This window comes from Paenibacillus sp. B46(2026) (assembly GCF_056786355.1).
In genome coordinates this window covers 3,334,740-3,350,422 of sequence record NZ_CM165907.1, presented here as the reverse complement: position 1 = coordinate 3,350,422, position 15,683 = coordinate 3,334,740, and the positions used below count along the sequence as shown (strand labels likewise).

Genomic DNA, 15,683 nt, shown 5'->3' with positions numbered 1-15,683 from the left:
GAATTACTATGCAATATCAAGCTATTAAATTGAATGAGGAATTTTCAAAATTAAACGATCTTTGGTCTCCCAAACTCATTGGTGAAATGAATAACTATCAATTTAAGATCGTTAAAATTGCTGGAGATTTTGAGTGGCATGTTCATGAGGAGACCGATAAGTTATTTTTTGTGCTCGAAGGGGAAATGATTATTGATTTTCATGATGGGCAAGTGAAGATTTCTAAGGGCGAGATGTATATTGTCCCTAAGGGAGTCGAGATCAAGCCTTCCGCCGAAAATGAATGTCATATCATGTTAATGGAGCCTGGAAGCGAAGTATACATTGGCGGGACTAAGGCCGAATAAGCATCAGTTATTGGAACCAGGATGTCAATTTGTAATTTTGAAAACATTGCCTGAAATATAATAGAGCCGATAACCGCGTAACAGGGTTATCGGCTCTGTGTCTGTACGGCTAGCACTTTGACATGCATGAATCAGCAACCTCTCGGTTATGTCATTTGTTGCTGGTCTTCTTGATCAAGTCCACACCATCGTATGCCAGACTTTCCACACTTGCAGCCTTCTGCAGGATGTAATGATCAAAAAAGTTCTTCGCATAGTCTGTAACAAGATTTCGCATCTCCATAGCATCCCGTTCGCCTCTGAGTTCCTCATTAACACTGGTAAACATGATGTCGCAGTAATCTAAATGTGCAACACGATCAACTGAGAAATAATAGGTTTCCATGCTATTGTTAGCGCCAATTATCGCATTCATATTATAGTTAGGTTCACAAAACAGTAGCAAGAAGGGTTTCTTAAGATCGCTGTCAAGAAGGCCGAACGCACCGCTATCCAAGCCAATCCCGCAAGCGAACCGGTCGTCATCCCGGCAAACAATCGCCGTCGTAGGCCCTCCATAAGAATGTCCGACTATGCCCATGCCGATGTCAAGCAACAATCTGCCCTTAAAGATGGAATTCAGCTCTCCAGAGTCCAGTTTGTAAAGATAATCGGCTACATACCTTACATCTTCTGCCTGTAATTCACTATATTCTGTTAACTTGGCAAGTATCGTTAGTGTAAGCACGTTACGGCACATCTCAATGGCAGTTTCATCGTCAGGCCGCATCTCCATCTTACCAGCCAACGCCAGCATCTCCGGATCTTCACCAAACGCTGTAATGACATCCGAAAAATCCTTTGATACATTAAACAGGCGCCCATCTTTACGCTTATACATCGTGCTATTCTGATGGCCGATGCTTACCACAACATATCCCATGCTTGCCAAGTCTGTACAGAGCACTGTACCCCATTCTGGAGAACCGCCTCCACCGCAAACATAGAATAACACTGGATAGCGCTTTTCCTTCCCGGAGAGAGCAAGGTCGTCGTAACACTGGGTCTTGATATCTATAGAGAAAACATCCTTCAACGCACTGACAAGTGGCTGCTCCTTAAACATCTCGTAGACTTCAGGAAACATGTACGTTGATGTCGTCTTACCTTCGCTACTGTCAGACGGATAGTACACAAAAGCGGTCAGTTCTCTTTTTGAGTGATCTGATGCTGTGTACTCAAAATCCATCTGGGTTCGACCGACAGTATAGCCGCCAATTGGTTCTGGAAATGCGTCATAGGTTTTCATTTTCTTATTCCCTCCAGTGAATTATGTCTACTCCTTGGCTTTCTTGATATCGCCAACTATTTCAGAATATTTATGATCTTCAAGCAGCCCATGACCCATAAAGTCAGCAAAGTACTTGCTTATTTTTTGTTGCAGCTTAGAGTCCTTAATATCGAATTCCCTAAAAAACATGACTAAATTAAACTGCATTGACTCAAACATAAAAGAAATCAGGTCGTCGTCAACATCAGGTCGGAGATATCCATCAACCCTCATTCGGCGTAACATGTCCTTGATCAAGGGGAATGACTCGCCCTTTAACACATTCACATATACTTTAAGCAAAATGTCCTCAGGAATATATGAAAATGTTTTAGTGAGTTTGATTTCCAACTCATTCAGTGGCTCGGTCACCATGCCATTAACGTTACCAAATAAGCCAGTAAGGAAAAACCGGTAAAGGGAATCTTCATTACTGTTATTAAAATACGCAGCTCTTTTCTGGGTCACATTACGTACTAACAGACAATAAAGGTCATCTTTGTCCTCAAAATACCGATAAAATGTTCCGGGATGCATGGACAAACTATCGAAAACCATCTTCATCGTTATATCCTCATAAAGATGATCAACAAAAAGATGCATAGCGCTATTAGATATTTCCTCGCGTCTTGCTTCATCTAAACGAAAGAACGAATTTTTTGGCATAGACTACTCCTTAATGTGAGGTGTGAATCGATTCACACTATACCGATAATTCATTCACATGTCAAGTAGTTCATTGTCTGACGCTTAGATCGTATCGGAAGAAATATGCAAGAGTTGATGTTTGCCTATTTTCTAAATGAGACAGGAACTTAGTTCCTGATAACAAAAAAAGCCGCTAAAATAGCGACTTTCAGCGGTACAATGCTCTTGGCCTATGAAACGATCTGGAGGCACGAATGGTCACTAAACCATACTGCCATTACAACCCGAGATCATCGGCGAGTCCTTCAACACCTGTGAAGATGGAATCCCCGTAACCCCAGAAGTTGTTGAAATCAATAATGTAGATTTTTTTGTTTTTAACTGCGTTAATGTTTTGTACCTGCTTGTTGGCAAGCAGCTTTTCAATCGTCTGCTCAGGATCAATGCCACCAGCATACCTCGAAATAATCATGGCATCCGGATTAATCTCGATTAGCTTCTCCAGACTAAGTGTGCCGGTTTCATTAATCAGCATATTATGCATATTGATTAATGACATTGCACTTTCAATAAACGTATCACCATTTCCGTTGTAAATTCCAATCGTTCCATCACCATTGTCCGAAAAAGATGCATAGTTGATTGTTTCAGCGCTAGCTCGGGCCGACAAGGCATTCTCGCGTGCTTTAAGCGTCTCAATATATGCCGCTGCATTAGCTTGTACGTTGAATATCTCACCTAATTCAGTAATATCCTGATACAGACTATCTAACGATGCATCAGGAACACTGGTGCTTTGTACGTACGTTTTAATCCCCATATCATTCAAGCTGCTTACTGTACCCACACCCCAATCCGCATCCTCAAACAATCCACCACGCCCCACAACCAGGTCAGGCGAAGCACCTATTGTCACTTCCTTACCTACATAACCTTCAGCCAGCACAGGGATTTGTTTAAACTCATCAGCAATATCGTCAGGTACATTGCCGAACAGCGCTGCTACACCTACAAGCTTGTCTGTCAAACCAAGGCGAATCATCAGCTCGGCTGCACCTTGGGTATTGGCAACTACTCGTTCAGGTGCCTTGTCAAACGTTTGATCCTTCTTCACCCATGTGCCGTTCTCTGTTGTATAATTTGAAACGGTTACCGGGTAAGTTGTTTCAGCAGGTGCTGAAGCGTCTGCGTCGGTTTCTTCCCCAGTTGTTGCTGCATTCGTGACGCTGCTCTCCGCAGCTTGCAGTGAGCTGCCATTTGCATCTTCGCTGCCACCATTGTTGCTTGAACACGCTGCGAGCACCAGAATCATTGCAGTAATCAAACAAAGAAACATCCCTTTTTTAACGGATACCAACATGTAAATAATCTCTCCCTTTTGAATTCTCTCTTGTCTTTTTGACCAATATGTAAAATAACTATTGTCAGTATACAGTAAATGTCGAAGAGTGTAAATGAGAACAATAATCAATATCATTCGTCCGATGAATTAAAAGAGCCCCCCCTCATGGAATCTGGTGACTAACATTAGCTGAAATCCGTTACGGTGAATATGCCAGTTGTTACGGCATCCTGGTTCGAAGGTTACGTTCCCTAACGATATATCCCGAAACGTTAGAAAAACCAAGTTCATCTCCTCTGTACGGGATTGAACTTGGTTTCTCTTTTACTTAACTATTCATTACGTGCCTGGTTAACCTTGGCGATAAGTTCATTAATAATTTCATCAGGTGACCGCTCATTCATCCATTGTTGACCGAACATTTGGAATACTTTGATCATCGGGAAATCTGCCCAGAATCCCACAAACTCCTCATTAAGATATACCTTGTCCGTAACGTGCTCGTTCATTTCATTCAGGCAATGCTCCAATTCCTTTTTCGCTGCAGGATCACTCATCCACTCACTGAGCAGACTGAATTTGTGGAACGTGATTTCTTCCTTACCAAAGTCACAATACAGACGTTCCGTAATTCGGAGATCTTTGGACGAGCTGCCAAGTGAAATTTGGAAAAACCCGGTCTCTGCCACCCAACGGTTATACTTGGTGTTGTAGTATGAAAAATCTCTCTCTTCCAGTTCAAAAGTAACCTTGCGTTTTTCACCCGGCTCCAGTTCAACTTTGGCAAAAGCTTTCAATTCTTTCTCTGGACGGGTCCATGTGCACTCTTCATCGTGAACATACAATTGAACAACTTCTTTCCCCTTGCGTTTTCCGGTATTTTTCAATTGGAAGGACACAGTAACGCCGGTATGGGTCTGAGCCACTTCCAGATCCGTATACAAAAACGATGTGTAAGACAATCCGTGTCCAAACGGGAATTGAGGTGCCAGTTCTTTCCGGTCATAATATCGATAACCCACGAACAGGCCTTCGCGATAATACAGCTTGCCGTTCTCTCCGCGAATTCGCATATGTGAAGGGTTGTCCGACAGTTTGACGGGGAAGGTCTCAGACAGCTTGCCCGATGGATTCGTCTGTCCGAATAATACATCTGCAATCACTTTACCCATGCCTTGACCGGACAACCAAGAATGAATCACCCCAGGTACATGCTGTACCCATGGACGCATCGCCAGTGCGGAACCGCTGCTCGTCACGACAATGCACTTAGGCTGAACCGCGGCTACCGCGAGAATCAATTTCACTTGATGCTCGGGAAGATCAATCCCATTCAAATCATGCATCTCCGATTCGGCATATTCTGGTTGGCCAACAAACAGTACAGCAACATCGGAATTCATGGCTAATGAGACGCTTTCCTTAATTAGCTCATCATCGATGGAGTCATCCTCCGGGTACCCTTCTGCATAATTCATGGTCATGGCATCGCCAGCCAGATTCTTTATCTCGTTCCATGGAATATCGACTCTTGTAGGCGTTACCTTCGCACTGCCTGCACCCTGAATTCTAGGCTTCTTGGCAAACCGTCCAATCACGGCAATGGACGCCACCGATTCCTGCTGCAGGGGAAGAATCGCGTTCTCATTTTTCAGAAGAACAATACTTTCGGCAGCCGCTTTACGAGCAAGTGCATGGTAATCCGCATCTTCAGAAGTACCCGCATCTTTGTTACCCGTTACCCGTTCGACCAGCTTCAAAATGCGGCCCACGCTTCGATCCAACTGTTCTTCGGAGAGGCTTCCATTCTGAACCGCTTCAATGATCGCTTTGGCATTGTAATGGGCGGGACCCGGCATCTCCAGATCAAGCCCGGCCTTCAATCCGCGTATCCGATCATTGACAGCCGTCCAGTCGGATAGAACTACACCTTCATAGCCCCACTCTTCTCTCAAAATGTCATGCAGCAAATGTTCGTTCTCACTCGTATATGTTCCATTCAATAAATTATAGGAACACATGACCGTCCATGGGTCGGATTTCTTAATAATCCGTTCAAAGGCGCTCAGGTAAATTTCGCGAAGCGTCCGCTCGTCGATTTCCGAACTGGTCACCATTTTCTCGAACTCCTGGTTGTTGCCTGCAAAGTGTTTGACAGAAGCGCCCACTCCTTCGCTTTGGATCCCGTTTATAAACGCCGCACCAAGTTCCCCCGTCAAGTATGGGTCTTCCGAATAGTATTCGAAGTTTCTTCCGCCGAGCGGCGTTCTTTTCATATTGACACCGGGTCCAAGCAGCAGCTCGACGTCCATCGTTTTCGATTCCTGTCCTAGGGCCACACCAACCTCATGCAACAATTCCGTATTCCACGAAGAACCGATGGCTGAGCCTGTAGGATAACACGTTGCGGGTACATTTTCTGTTGTAATACCCATTTCTTCGTCACTGTTCGTTTTACGAATGCCATTAGTCCCATCGTACATATGAACTGGCGGAATGTTTAACCGCTCGATTCCTTTCGTCATCCACATATTCAATCCTGCGCAGAGTGAAGCTTTCTCGGCCAGAGTCAATGCCGACAACAATTCATTGATTGATTTATCCACAGTACTCACCCTTCTAATATCAATTTTGTTCCTGTTCTTTCTTCAGTTCCTGTGCATCATACAGTTTGAAAAACGGAAACCAGACAATAAATACAATCACCAGGACGACCGCCAGCAAGATAAGCCCATTGAATCCGGACATAATGTAGGTGGACAAGCCGATCGGTGTATACCATAGCTGGAAGATCTGGCTCGGGATCCGTACCCAACCCCAGTCGAGAGCCAAGTACACAATCACCGGCGTGATAAGTGCGTTAATCCACATCGGCACCATGAGTAATGGATTAAAGGCAATCGGTGCTCCGTACACGACAGGTTCATTAATGTTAAACAAGGACGGGATAATAGTCGCCTTGCCGACAGATTTCAGTTTTTTCGAACGTGCCATCAGGAACCAAACAACTAACGGCAAGGTCGCTCCCATTCCTCCAATACCCAGCCATCCGGAGAAAAAGGTTTCAAACGTGTTGATATTGACGGGATCTTGTCCCGCTGCCACTAGAGCTGCGTTTTCTTCGATTGCAGGTATCCAGATCGCATACCAGATCGGTGTCATGACCCACGGGCTTACGCCGAAAGAATACAGTACAACACCAATGAAATTGAACAATAAAAATCCGGTTAAACTTTGCCCTACGGCATTGATCGGCTCAAATACGTTCACGATCAGTCCAAAAATATCAAAATGAAGCTGATATACAAGCAACCATCCTGTTGTTAATACCAGGGCGATCGGGACGAGAAAATCGAACCAGTCCATAATGAATTCGGGAAGTGAAGACCCCTTTTTGAAGAACGAAAATTTGTTGCACATGATCATTACAAGAGCGACAAATACACCTACCAGGAGTGCTGTAATCATCCCCGAGGGTCCAAATCGTTCAAGGATGAACTGAATGGTACCGTCTTCGTTTACCGTCGGGTTAAGCAGCATAACGAACAGAGATACCCCTGTCATTCCCGCAAGCAGCTTGATTTTGTGCCGCTCCTTTTTCTCCATCACCACATAGGGCGTCAGAAAAGCAATAAACAACCCGAGCAAACCGAAACTGAATGTTGTGATAGGTGTCAGGTCCGGCATCCCCGGGATGAAATCCTGCAAAATCGAAATCAATGTAATAATCGAACCGATGAAAATCATCGGAATGGCGACCATGATGGCTTCTTGAATTGAAGAAACCCAAATATTATTCGTAAACGCCTCCAATCTTGGCGCAAACGAATCTGTCATCCATTTCATGAAACGCTTCATCCAAAACTCCCCCTGTCTTCCTCTTTGCTGCCACAACCATAGTATATCGATTTTTGTTAACGCTTTCTTGTTGGAACTTGCCGCATCATGGATCGTTTTTTGCCCAATCCATCGCTATAGTTCTAGCTTGCCAGCCTGAACAAGAAATAAACAACAAAAAACATCCCTTCAATACTGAAAGGATGTCTTAAGAGTACTTTTTTTAATATTGCCTGTCCAAAATGAGTAGCATCACGCCATGAGGGGGGAGCACCAATTCCTTGCGCCAACATTCATCCCTTACCATCTCTGTCCCCATGACGGGGCCGCTCCTCCCGTTTAAATAGAGGATTTCTTCTTCCGTCAAGGCATAGGGCGATCCCATGTGGGTCCACTCATCAAATACCGATCCATGCTCCCGATCCAGTCGATAACTGGTGCATTTATAAGGTCCCTCGAGCTTGCTCAGGGTAAGTTCATAAGCTTTGCTGCCTTTTTCCTCAAATACGTCATAGCGGGTTGAGCTGGATAATTCCGACCAATCTCCACTTGCAAACAGCCGGTCTACGTGCACATAGTGATAGAACAAAAATTGCATGCTTCCATCCCTTTTTCGGGTTCCGACATAACCGTCTCCCTTGACCAGCAGCTCATCCCCAAGCTTTTGCATAAGCTCAAACGCATAATAGCTGGGTTTCTTCAGCCCATCGCGGTTAATCAGGCCAAAACCTCCGTAGAAAGGAGAAGCGGGAACGATACTTTCTTCAAATACATCGGTAAAAGACCAGAAAGCCATCGCTTTCACGTCACCAAGCGTGTTCATGGTGTGGTAAATGACAAACGGAGCCATGAACATGGTATCGTGAAGCAAGTTCCGGTCATACAGCGAAAAGTTCCACTCGGTGACATGAAGTTCAACATGACCGTACGATGACGCATTCATTTTTTGCCGCATAAGCTCAATACTATCTTTATAAAAAGCAGGGGGCATGATCTGCGTTAAACGATCATCTTCAACTTTTAGCTTGGGATACTCCGAATAGATGTGAAACGAGAAAAAGTCGAGAGCCACTTCCCCCTTGCGGCAATAGGACAAAAATTCCTCAGCCCAGGTATCATTCCAGAGAGATCCGTAACCCATAGCTGGACCCCCCACCTTCAGTTCCGGCATAATCGATTTGATGGCATGAACGGTCGATTCGTAAAAAGCAAAGTATTCTTCCTTGCTTCCTGCCCAACAAACACCAGCCAGGTCAGGCTCGTTCCATACTTCGAAATACCACCGTCTCACTTCTTCCGCACCATAACGATTTAAACAATGGCGAACGAATTCGCCAACAAGCGCCTGCCACTTGGCAGGGTCGGATGGCGGGCTAATATTCCCCCTCCACCAAAACAGCGTTTCTTTGGATCTCGCCAGCTGGCTCGGCATAAAACTTAATTCCACAAATGGCCGAACGCCCTGATCCAGCAGGAAATCATACAACTTGTCCACATAAGACCAATTATAGAGGGGAGTGCCCTGCTCGTTCTCGCTGTACACCATCATCTCGTCATTGAAGATGCCGTGAAATCGAATATATTGAAAAGGTACTTTTCCCTTCAGCACGGAGAACTGCTTCCGCCAATCTTCACGCAAACCTTCAATGGCTCTCCCCGCCGTCATGGTCATATTCCAGTGCTTCTCATAGACAGACGACGTCTGATCTGCACGAATTTCAATATAAGTTTGGTCTGACAGATGTGCAGACGGTACAGAGAGCATGTCCTGATTGGCGTCAACCTTAACATCCAGATATCGATACAGTGAGCCAATCGCATTCAACGTTTCCATCTCGTAATAATCTCCGCTTGAAGATTCCTCATACGTTTTGGGCTTGCGGTTCACATTCAACTGATGGAGTTCCGGTGTACGAGAAGCTTCCCGATAGGAACCGGGCGTGCAGCCGTACTTTTCCTTGAAGTATTTGTTAAACAGCTTCACATTGGCAAATCCGCAATCCAGCGCGATCTCTGAAATATTTTTATCGTTTGCTGCCAGCTGAGCCTGAGCCTTCTCCAAGCGAATGAGCGTCAAATACTTTTGGAAAGGTATCCCGATTTTGTCGGTGAAGAAGTGGGAGAAATAATGCAAACTTAAATGTTCGGAATGCGCCATATCCTGCAGCGTAATCTTCTCATTGTAGTGTAAATCAATATATGTGAGGACCCTGTTCAGTCTTTTATAGTCATAATCCCTGCTACCGTCTTCCAATGCGGAATTTGTTCCACTGGAAAAATACCTCTGCAGGCAGCCGCATAACATCTGTAATCTGCCCATTGTGAAATGTTGATAACCCGGCGTTTTTTTGTTGATCTCCCATACCATTTGCGCAAGATATTGTTTAATACTTTGCAGGTGTGGAGCGTCTTGTTCCACGTTCATGGCAGAGTTACAGGAGATAAAAGCATTATTTTTCATCAACTCGGAACCGAATTGCAATGTTAATAGCACATTGTCCTGATTGGTTCGTTCAATCTTGTGGACGGACATGCTGTTAACCACAATCAAATCATCTTCATGCAATGTATATTGCTGCTGGTCCAGATACATGATGATTGAACCATGAAGAACATATACAACTTCCACTTCCTTATGCCAATGGAAATCAATATGTTTTACCGAGTTTACGAAGAGTTTCATAGGCAGATCGTCCTGATGTTGAATAAACTCATATAGATAGCGAATTGTCTGCACCTTCCTTCATACCGCTTATTATAGGCACAGCATTTTGAAGATATCAACAAGCTAAACAGTAATAACAAAAAAGCCGATCAATTAAGTTCAATTGATCGGCTCTTCTATATAAATGTTCAAACTACCTATTCAACTAGATGCGCTGCTATCTTACCAACCGCGGTTGGACATGCGCTCTTCTGGAGCTAATTTAGAAATTTCGATCCCTTTCATAGGGGCACCCAAGTTTTTGGATACTTCGGCAATCAGTTTGTAATCCGTGTAATGTGTTGTAGCTTCAACGATTGCACGAGCGAATTTCTCAGGGCTATCGGATTTGAAAATACCTGATCCTACAAATACACCGTCTGCTCCCAGGTGCATCATTAGTGCTGCGTCCGCCGGAGTAGCTACACCGCCTGCTGCAAAGTTAACCACAGGAAGTTTTCCATTTTCATGAACTTCGCGCAGCAGCTCATAAGCTACACCCAGATTTTTTGCTTCAGCGTACAGCTCGTCTTTGGACATGTTTTGCACTTTACGGAGCTGGCTGTTAATTAGACGCATATGACGAACTGCCTCAACAATGTTGCCCGTTCCAGGCTCGCCTTTTGTACGAATCATCGATGCACCCTCACCAATACGGCGAAGAGCCTCTCCCAAATCTTTGGCTCCACATACAAATGGTACAGTAAACTCATGTTTATCAATATGGAATACTTCGTCTGCAGGCGTAAGCACTTCACTTTCATCGAGATAGTCCACACCCAGGGATTCAAGCACTTTGGCTTCTATGTAATGACCGATACGCGCTTTGGCCATAACTGGAATAGACACAACTTTCATAACTTCTTCAACGATGGTTGGATCTGCCATACGAGCTACACCGCCAGCTGCGCGAATATCGGAGGGTACCCGTTCAAGAGCCATAACAGCTGTTGCCCCTGCCGCCTCAGCGATTTTAGCTTGCTCTGCATTCATAACGTCCATGATGACGCCACCTTTTTGCATCTCAGCCATTCCTCTTTTTACACGATCTGTACCTGTTTGCATGATTGTATTCCTCCTAGTTAACTTTTGGGTGGTTTTCAAGAAAAGCATCGCTCCAAACTATGATTTAGTATAAAATGAAAATGGTCATATAAAAAGATCCAATATTTTCGTTTTTTGTTGTACCACTTCATCATAACTTCTGGAGGGCATATGCAATTTCATGTAGCTTATAGTTCGTATTTGAACCGAAAATATACCAAGATGAAGGCTCTCTATCATGCGATTCGTGATGCTATTCATGAAGGTAATCTTATACATGGCGAGAAGTTACCCTCGACTAGAGAGTTAGCTGCGACGTATCACATTTCCAGAGGAACCGTGAATCAGGTATATGATACGTTGACTGCTCAGGGTTACATTCATTCAGAGCATGGAAGAGGAACCTTTGTTGCGTATCAGTTGGATCTAAACAATAATGCGTCCACCGTGAAAGCTTGTACGTATCACTTATCAGCCTGGGGAAATCGTATTCAACAGTTTGAACAGCAGACGATTCAAAGAAATGCACAAACCAATGCTCATACACATGATTCCAGAATGGATAGCGACGAAGTGATCGACTTTAGCAAATATCAACCTGATTTCTCCAAGTTTCCTTACGATGAATGGAATAATCGATTGTATGCAGAGATACGGCATCGTGAGCAGCACCTGAAAACAACCTCTGCTATGGTGAGTTCAACCGGGGAACCGAGATTGAGAGAAGCCATTGCTGCCTATCTTCGGAGGATGCGGGGGATTCAAGTCGATCCGGATCATATTGCAGTGACTGCAGGCTCCATGCAAGCTATAGCTCTACTCACTCAATTACTTGCAGATCCTGGGGATCATGTCGTGACAGAAAGTCCTTGTTATGTCGGGATTTCTAAAGCCATATTGGCTGCGGGTGCAAGTTTGATTGAAGCCAATCTCGATGGTCAGGGAGTTGTGCCCCAAGACTGGGAAGCACGAATGTTGTTTGTCACGCCGTCACGACAATTTCCTACTGGTGAAATGCTCAGCCTTGAACGCAGACAAACCTTGCTGGACTGGGCACAACGGCATGATGCCATGATTGTCGAGGATGATTATGATAGTGAATTCCGATATCGCGGAATGCATGTTGAACCGCTGAAAACACTTGATAAAGCAGGACGCGTAATCTACTTGGGCAGCTTCACGAAAACCTTGCCTTTAGAGGTACGACTTGGTTATGTGGTTCTTCCCCCTACCTTGGCAGATACCTTTAGAAAAGCACAGGCATTTTACGAGCCAAGACCCGTCAACCTGATCGAACAACGGGCATTGGCGGCATTTATGACAAGCGGTCAATATGAGCGTCATCTGCGCAGGATGAATCGACTATACAGTCGCAAATTTCATCTGTTACTCAAACTTTTGAACCAGCAACTCTCTACATGGTTTGATTGGGTGGAGAATGAAGCGGGTCTGCACGTGTTTGGCTGGTGGCGAGGTAATGTGTCCACTTATGAGACCTTTCGGGCATCGGCTAGATCACAAGGTGTGGTATACTCAGAAGTCAGCAGTTCAACGTCAGACGGTACGAAGTATGGTATCTATTTATCCTTTGCTCATTTGTCAGATGTTCAATTACAAGAAGGCGTATCCAGATTAAAAAATGCCGTTACAACTGCATTGTGAGGTAAATCGTCTCCAAAGTGAGTACAAGAAGATCATCATTCGGAAGAGGGGCGATCGTTATGAATTGGTTAAATGAACTCTATAAAATAAATAAGCAGGAACCGGACAAGGAAATCGAACGTTCTTTGGTTAACGCCATCTTCCGAATATATGACCGGTTCCCCCGAATTGGCCTTAGAGAGCGGATCGGACAGCAAGAAATGTCTCTCGATATCGCTGATGCTTATATCCATGGACATAACGCCATGATTGAAGCTGGTGTCGGAATTGGCAAGTCCTTTGGGTACCTGATCCCGAGCCTGCTCACGAATCAAATGTCTCAGAAACCAGTCATTATAGCGACATCCTCCATTCAGCTCTCGGAACAGATACATAAAGATTTAAGGATCATTGGTAGCCGATTGGGATTCTCAACGGTTCGCTCCGTCGTGGGGAAAGGCATGGGTCAGTATGCCTGCCGAAACAGGGCAGCGGAATTCATCAGGCCTGATGATCCCAACTCCTCCGTATCTACCCTTGCCCAGCGCATTTTAGATTATGAAATTGATGAAAGAGCCGATATTAAAGCTGGAGTTAGTGATGCCGAATGGTCCCACGTTTCCGTGAATGATTGCAAATTTGAACGTTGTCATCATAAAAATGCATGTTTATTTTACAATATGAGAGCGAAATTAAATGCAAAAGCTCACGAGATTGATTTTATTATCGTGAACCAGGACTTGCTCATACGGGATTTGATGAAGAAAAAAGAAGGAACCAAGAGCATCATCTCGGAACAGCCTGCTCTGATCGTCATTGATGAAGCGCATAATCTGGAAGCAAAAGTTCGGGATGCCAGAACACTTGAGTTCACTTATCGGGGAATCTGCCGCATTCTGGATACCACTGTGCAGCTTCTCACGAAGCAGTCTGGGGATAAGGGGCTTTTTTTACAATCCAATTATATTAAAAAATGTGCCCAACATATATTCAAACAGGTAAACGTGGATCTGCTCCACCATGCCAAGCAGGATAACGACCGAATCAAAGTGTCGGAGATCCAAGGAATGCCGTTGAACCAAATCTCGAACGATTTGAAAGATTTCAGTCTACGCCTTTCCATTATGACCTCACGCCACGAGCGGGAGATCGATGACGCTTTTGAAGCCATAAACGGGCTTATTACCCTCATCCATGTCTTGGCTAAAATAAAGAACAACTACCTCCTATGGGCTAGCAATCCTCAGGGAGTAGCGACGATCAGCATCTGTCCCAAAGATATAAGCCAATTTCTGAAATACACTTTATTTCATGGCAAAGTACCTGTAGTGCTAACGTCGGCAACGCTGTGCCAAGGCGGGGATACGCTGGAGGAACAATATTCTTATATGACGCACTCCCTCGGTTATAAGGGTGATTTCCTGGAGCGCCAATCCTCCCCTTTTGACTACAGCAACCATGCCATGATGTACATTTCGAACAAAGTTCCCTATTACGACCATGACCAGCGCGAAAACTATCTTGAAGCAGCCTGCAACGAAGTGGTTCAACTCTGTAATCTAACTCAGGGAAGAACAATCGTCCTTTTTTCAGCAAAGGAGGATATGAGGTACATTCATAAGAAGTTGAGTTCAAGGGCTAATGAATATACATGGGCGCTCCATGTTCAAAAAGAGGGATCTTCCCAGGACAGTGTTATCGCCGAATTCAGGAAAAGCAAAGGTGTACTCCTGGGTACCGGGGTATTCTGGGAAGGCGTAAATATCGAGGGTTCTGACCTGTCACAGGTCATTATTTTCCGTCTGCCCTTCCCTGTCCCTTCGGATCCTGTTTATGAATATAAGGCATCTGTAACGGAGAATTCGTTTATGGAGGTGTTTGTACCGGATATGCTTCTGCGGTTACGCCAAGGAACGGGACGCTTGATCCGCAGTGAAACGGACCTTGGCATACTCAGCATACTTGACTCCCGTCTCAGCGCAGCTGCAAAAAAGAGTTACCGGGAACAGGTGCTGGAAACATTGCCGTTCAAAAAAGTGACGGAGGATTTTGCGGTTTTAGAGAAATTTGTGCAAAATAAGGGAATACGACTTACGGATTGAATGGAATAATCTAACCTTAGAACTGCCTAAATTACATGAAACGGCCCTTCCGCTCATAAAGCGGAGGGGCCTATTTCAATGCTGGAAGTAAGATATATGCTACAATATATTCCAGAGCTTTGAATCCCAAAGGAGGTATTTACATGATTGCTAGACCAACTACAGATGAATATGCAGCTTTTTATGAAGGGTATATCCAGCTTGTTCCTGAAGGGAACATCATCGAACGGTTAGAGCTGCAAGCCAACCTTGTACAAACTTTGCTTTCTTCATTAACAGAAGAGCAAGCAAATTATCGTTACGCCGAAGGTAAATGGAGCGTGAAAGAGGTCATCGGCCACCTTTTGGATAACGAACGCATCATGAGCAGTCGATTGCTTCGCATCGCCAGAGGTGACCAAGCGAATCATCCCGGCTACGATCAGGACGTGCTTATGCAGAGCCATCCCTTCAATGCGTATACCGTGGCTGATTTGAATGAAGAATATGCCGTCACACGCCGCTCAACCATTCTTATGCTCCGTCGCCTCACGCCGGAAGCTTGGCTCTGTAGAGGGATCGTCAGTGATAACGCTGCTTCAGCTCGATCGATTGCATTTGTTATGGCTGGACATGAGCTCCACCATTTATCAGTACTTCGCGATCGCTATTCGTTAGATTTGAAATTATAAAATTCATTCGATTGCCGTTTTGAATTGCAATTCCGTTT

Annotated in this window: 11 protein-coding genes and 1 pseudogene; 4 read left to right on the top strand and 8 right to left on the bottom strand. The window is 44.7% G+C overall.

The features are described from left to right. The first annotated feature begins 8 nt into the window (after positions 1-8). Positions 9-347, top strand: coding sequence for a cupin domain-containing protein (locus tag AC1S8V_RS15160; protein ID WP_482074294.1), 339 nt, complete (start codon positions 9-11; stop codon positions 345-347). A 151-nt stretch (positions 348-498) separates the two neighbouring features. On the opposite strand, the gene AC1S8V_RS15155 is transcribed toward AC1S8V_RS15160, so the two are convergent. The 8 genes and pseudogenes from AC1S8V_RS15155 to pdxS form a co-directional block, all read right to left on the bottom strand. After that, positions 499-1,635, bottom strand: coding sequence for an alpha/beta hydrolase (locus AC1S8V_RS15155; protein WP_482074293.1), 1,137 nt, complete (start codon positions 1,633-1,635; stop codon positions 499-501). 27 nt (positions 1,636-1,662) lie between these two features. Then, positions 1,663-2,322, bottom strand: coding sequence for a TetR/AcrR family transcriptional regulator (locus AC1S8V_RS15150; RefSeq protein ID WP_482074292.1), 660 nt, complete (start codon positions 2,320-2,322; stop codon positions 1,663-1,665). 259 nt (positions 2,323-2,581) lie between these two features. Then, positions 2,582-3,664, bottom strand: coding sequence for an ABC transporter substrate-binding protein (locus tag AC1S8V_RS15145; RefSeq protein WP_482074291.1), 1,083 nt, complete (start codon positions 3,662-3,664; stop codon positions 2,582-2,584). 156 nt (positions 3,665-3,820) lie between these two features. Then, positions 3,821-3,910: pseudogene (locus AC1S8V_RS15140) on the bottom strand (cupin domain-containing protein); the annotation flags it as partial. A gap of 68 nt (positions 3,911-3,978) precedes the next feature. After that, positions 3,979-6,252, bottom strand: a complete 2,274-nt coding sequence (locus AC1S8V_RS15135) for a beta-glucosidase family protein (protein ID WP_482074290.1) — start codon at positions 6,250-6,252, stop codon at positions 3,979-3,981. Between the two features lie 19 nt (positions 6,253-6,271). Continuing rightward, entirely contained in the window at positions 6,272-7,504 is a 1,233-nt protein-coding gene (locus AC1S8V_RS15130; protein WP_458460110.1) for a PTS sugar transporter subunit IIC, read from the bottom strand. A gap of 202 nt (positions 7,505-7,706) precedes the next feature. Then, positions 7,707-10,166, bottom strand: coding sequence for a GH39 family glycosyl hydrolase (locus AC1S8V_RS15125; RefSeq protein ID WP_482074289.1), 2,460 nt, complete (start codon positions 10,164-10,166; stop codon positions 7,707-7,709). A gap of 204 nt (positions 10,167-10,370) precedes the next feature. Then, complete coding sequence (pdxS, locus tag AC1S8V_RS15120; RefSeq protein WP_036671277.1) at positions 10,371-11,252, bottom strand: pyridoxal 5'-phosphate synthase lyase subunit PdxS; 882 nt, start codon at positions 11,250-11,252, stop codon at positions 10,371-10,373. A 180-nt stretch (positions 11,253-11,432) separates the two neighbouring features. Between pdxS and pdxR the strand changes: the two genes are divergently transcribed. The 3 genes from pdxR (at position 11,433) to AC1S8V_RS15105 (ending at position 15,645) form a co-directional block, all read left to right on the top strand. After that, entirely contained in the window at positions 11,433-12,893 is a 1,461-nt protein-coding gene (pdxR, locus tag AC1S8V_RS15115) for a MocR-like pyridoxine biosynthesis transcription factor PdxR (RefSeq protein WP_482074288.1), read from the top strand. Between the two features lie 59 nt (positions 12,894-12,952). Further along, positions 12,953-14,974, top strand: a complete 2,022-nt coding sequence (locus AC1S8V_RS15110) for an ATP-dependent DNA helicase (protein ID WP_482074287.1) — start codon at positions 12,953-12,955, stop codon at positions 14,972-14,974. Between the two features lie 143 nt (positions 14,975-15,117). Then, positions 15,118-15,645 carry a DinB family protein gene (locus AC1S8V_RS15105; RefSeq protein ID WP_482074286.1) on the top strand — a complete coding sequence of 176 codons (528 nt, stop codon included), beginning with the start codon at positions 15,118-15,120 and terminating at the stop codon, positions 15,643-15,645. Positions 15,646-15,683: the final 38 nt, after the last annotated feature.

Coding starts and splice junctions, on each gene's coding strand:
- pdxS (WP_036671277.1), bottom strand. CDS start 11,252: ATGCAAACAGGTACAGATCGTGTAAAAAGAGGAATGGCTGAGATGCAA.
- AC1S8V_RS15160 (WP_482074294.1), top strand. CDS start 9: ATGCAATATCAAGCTATTAAATTGAATGAGGAATTTTCAAAATTAAAC.
- AC1S8V_RS15145 (WP_482074291.1), bottom strand. CDS start 3,664: ATGTTGGTATCCGTTAAAAAAGGGATGTTTCTTTGTTTGATTACTGCA.
- AC1S8V_RS15130 (WP_458460110.1), bottom strand. CDS start 7,504: ATGAAGCGTTTCATGAAATGGATGACAGATTCGTTTGCGCCAAGATTG.
- AC1S8V_RS15150 (WP_482074292.1), bottom strand. CDS start 2,322: ATGCCAAAAAATTCGTTCTTTCGTTTAGATGAAGCAAGACGCGAGGAA.
- AC1S8V_RS15105 (WP_482074286.1), top strand. CDS start 15,118: ATGATTGCTAGACCAACTACAGATGAATATGCAGCTTTTTATGAAGGG.
- AC1S8V_RS15155 (WP_482074293.1), bottom strand. CDS start 1,635: ATGAAAACCTATGACGCATTTCCAGAACCAATTGGCGGCTATACTGTC.
- AC1S8V_RS15125 (WP_482074289.1), bottom strand. CDS start 10,166: ATGAAACTCTTCGTAAACTCGGTAAAACATATTGATTTCCATTGGCAT.
- AC1S8V_RS15110 (WP_482074287.1), top strand. CDS start 12,953: ATGAATTGGTTAAATGAACTCTATAAAATAAATAAGCAGGAACCGGAC.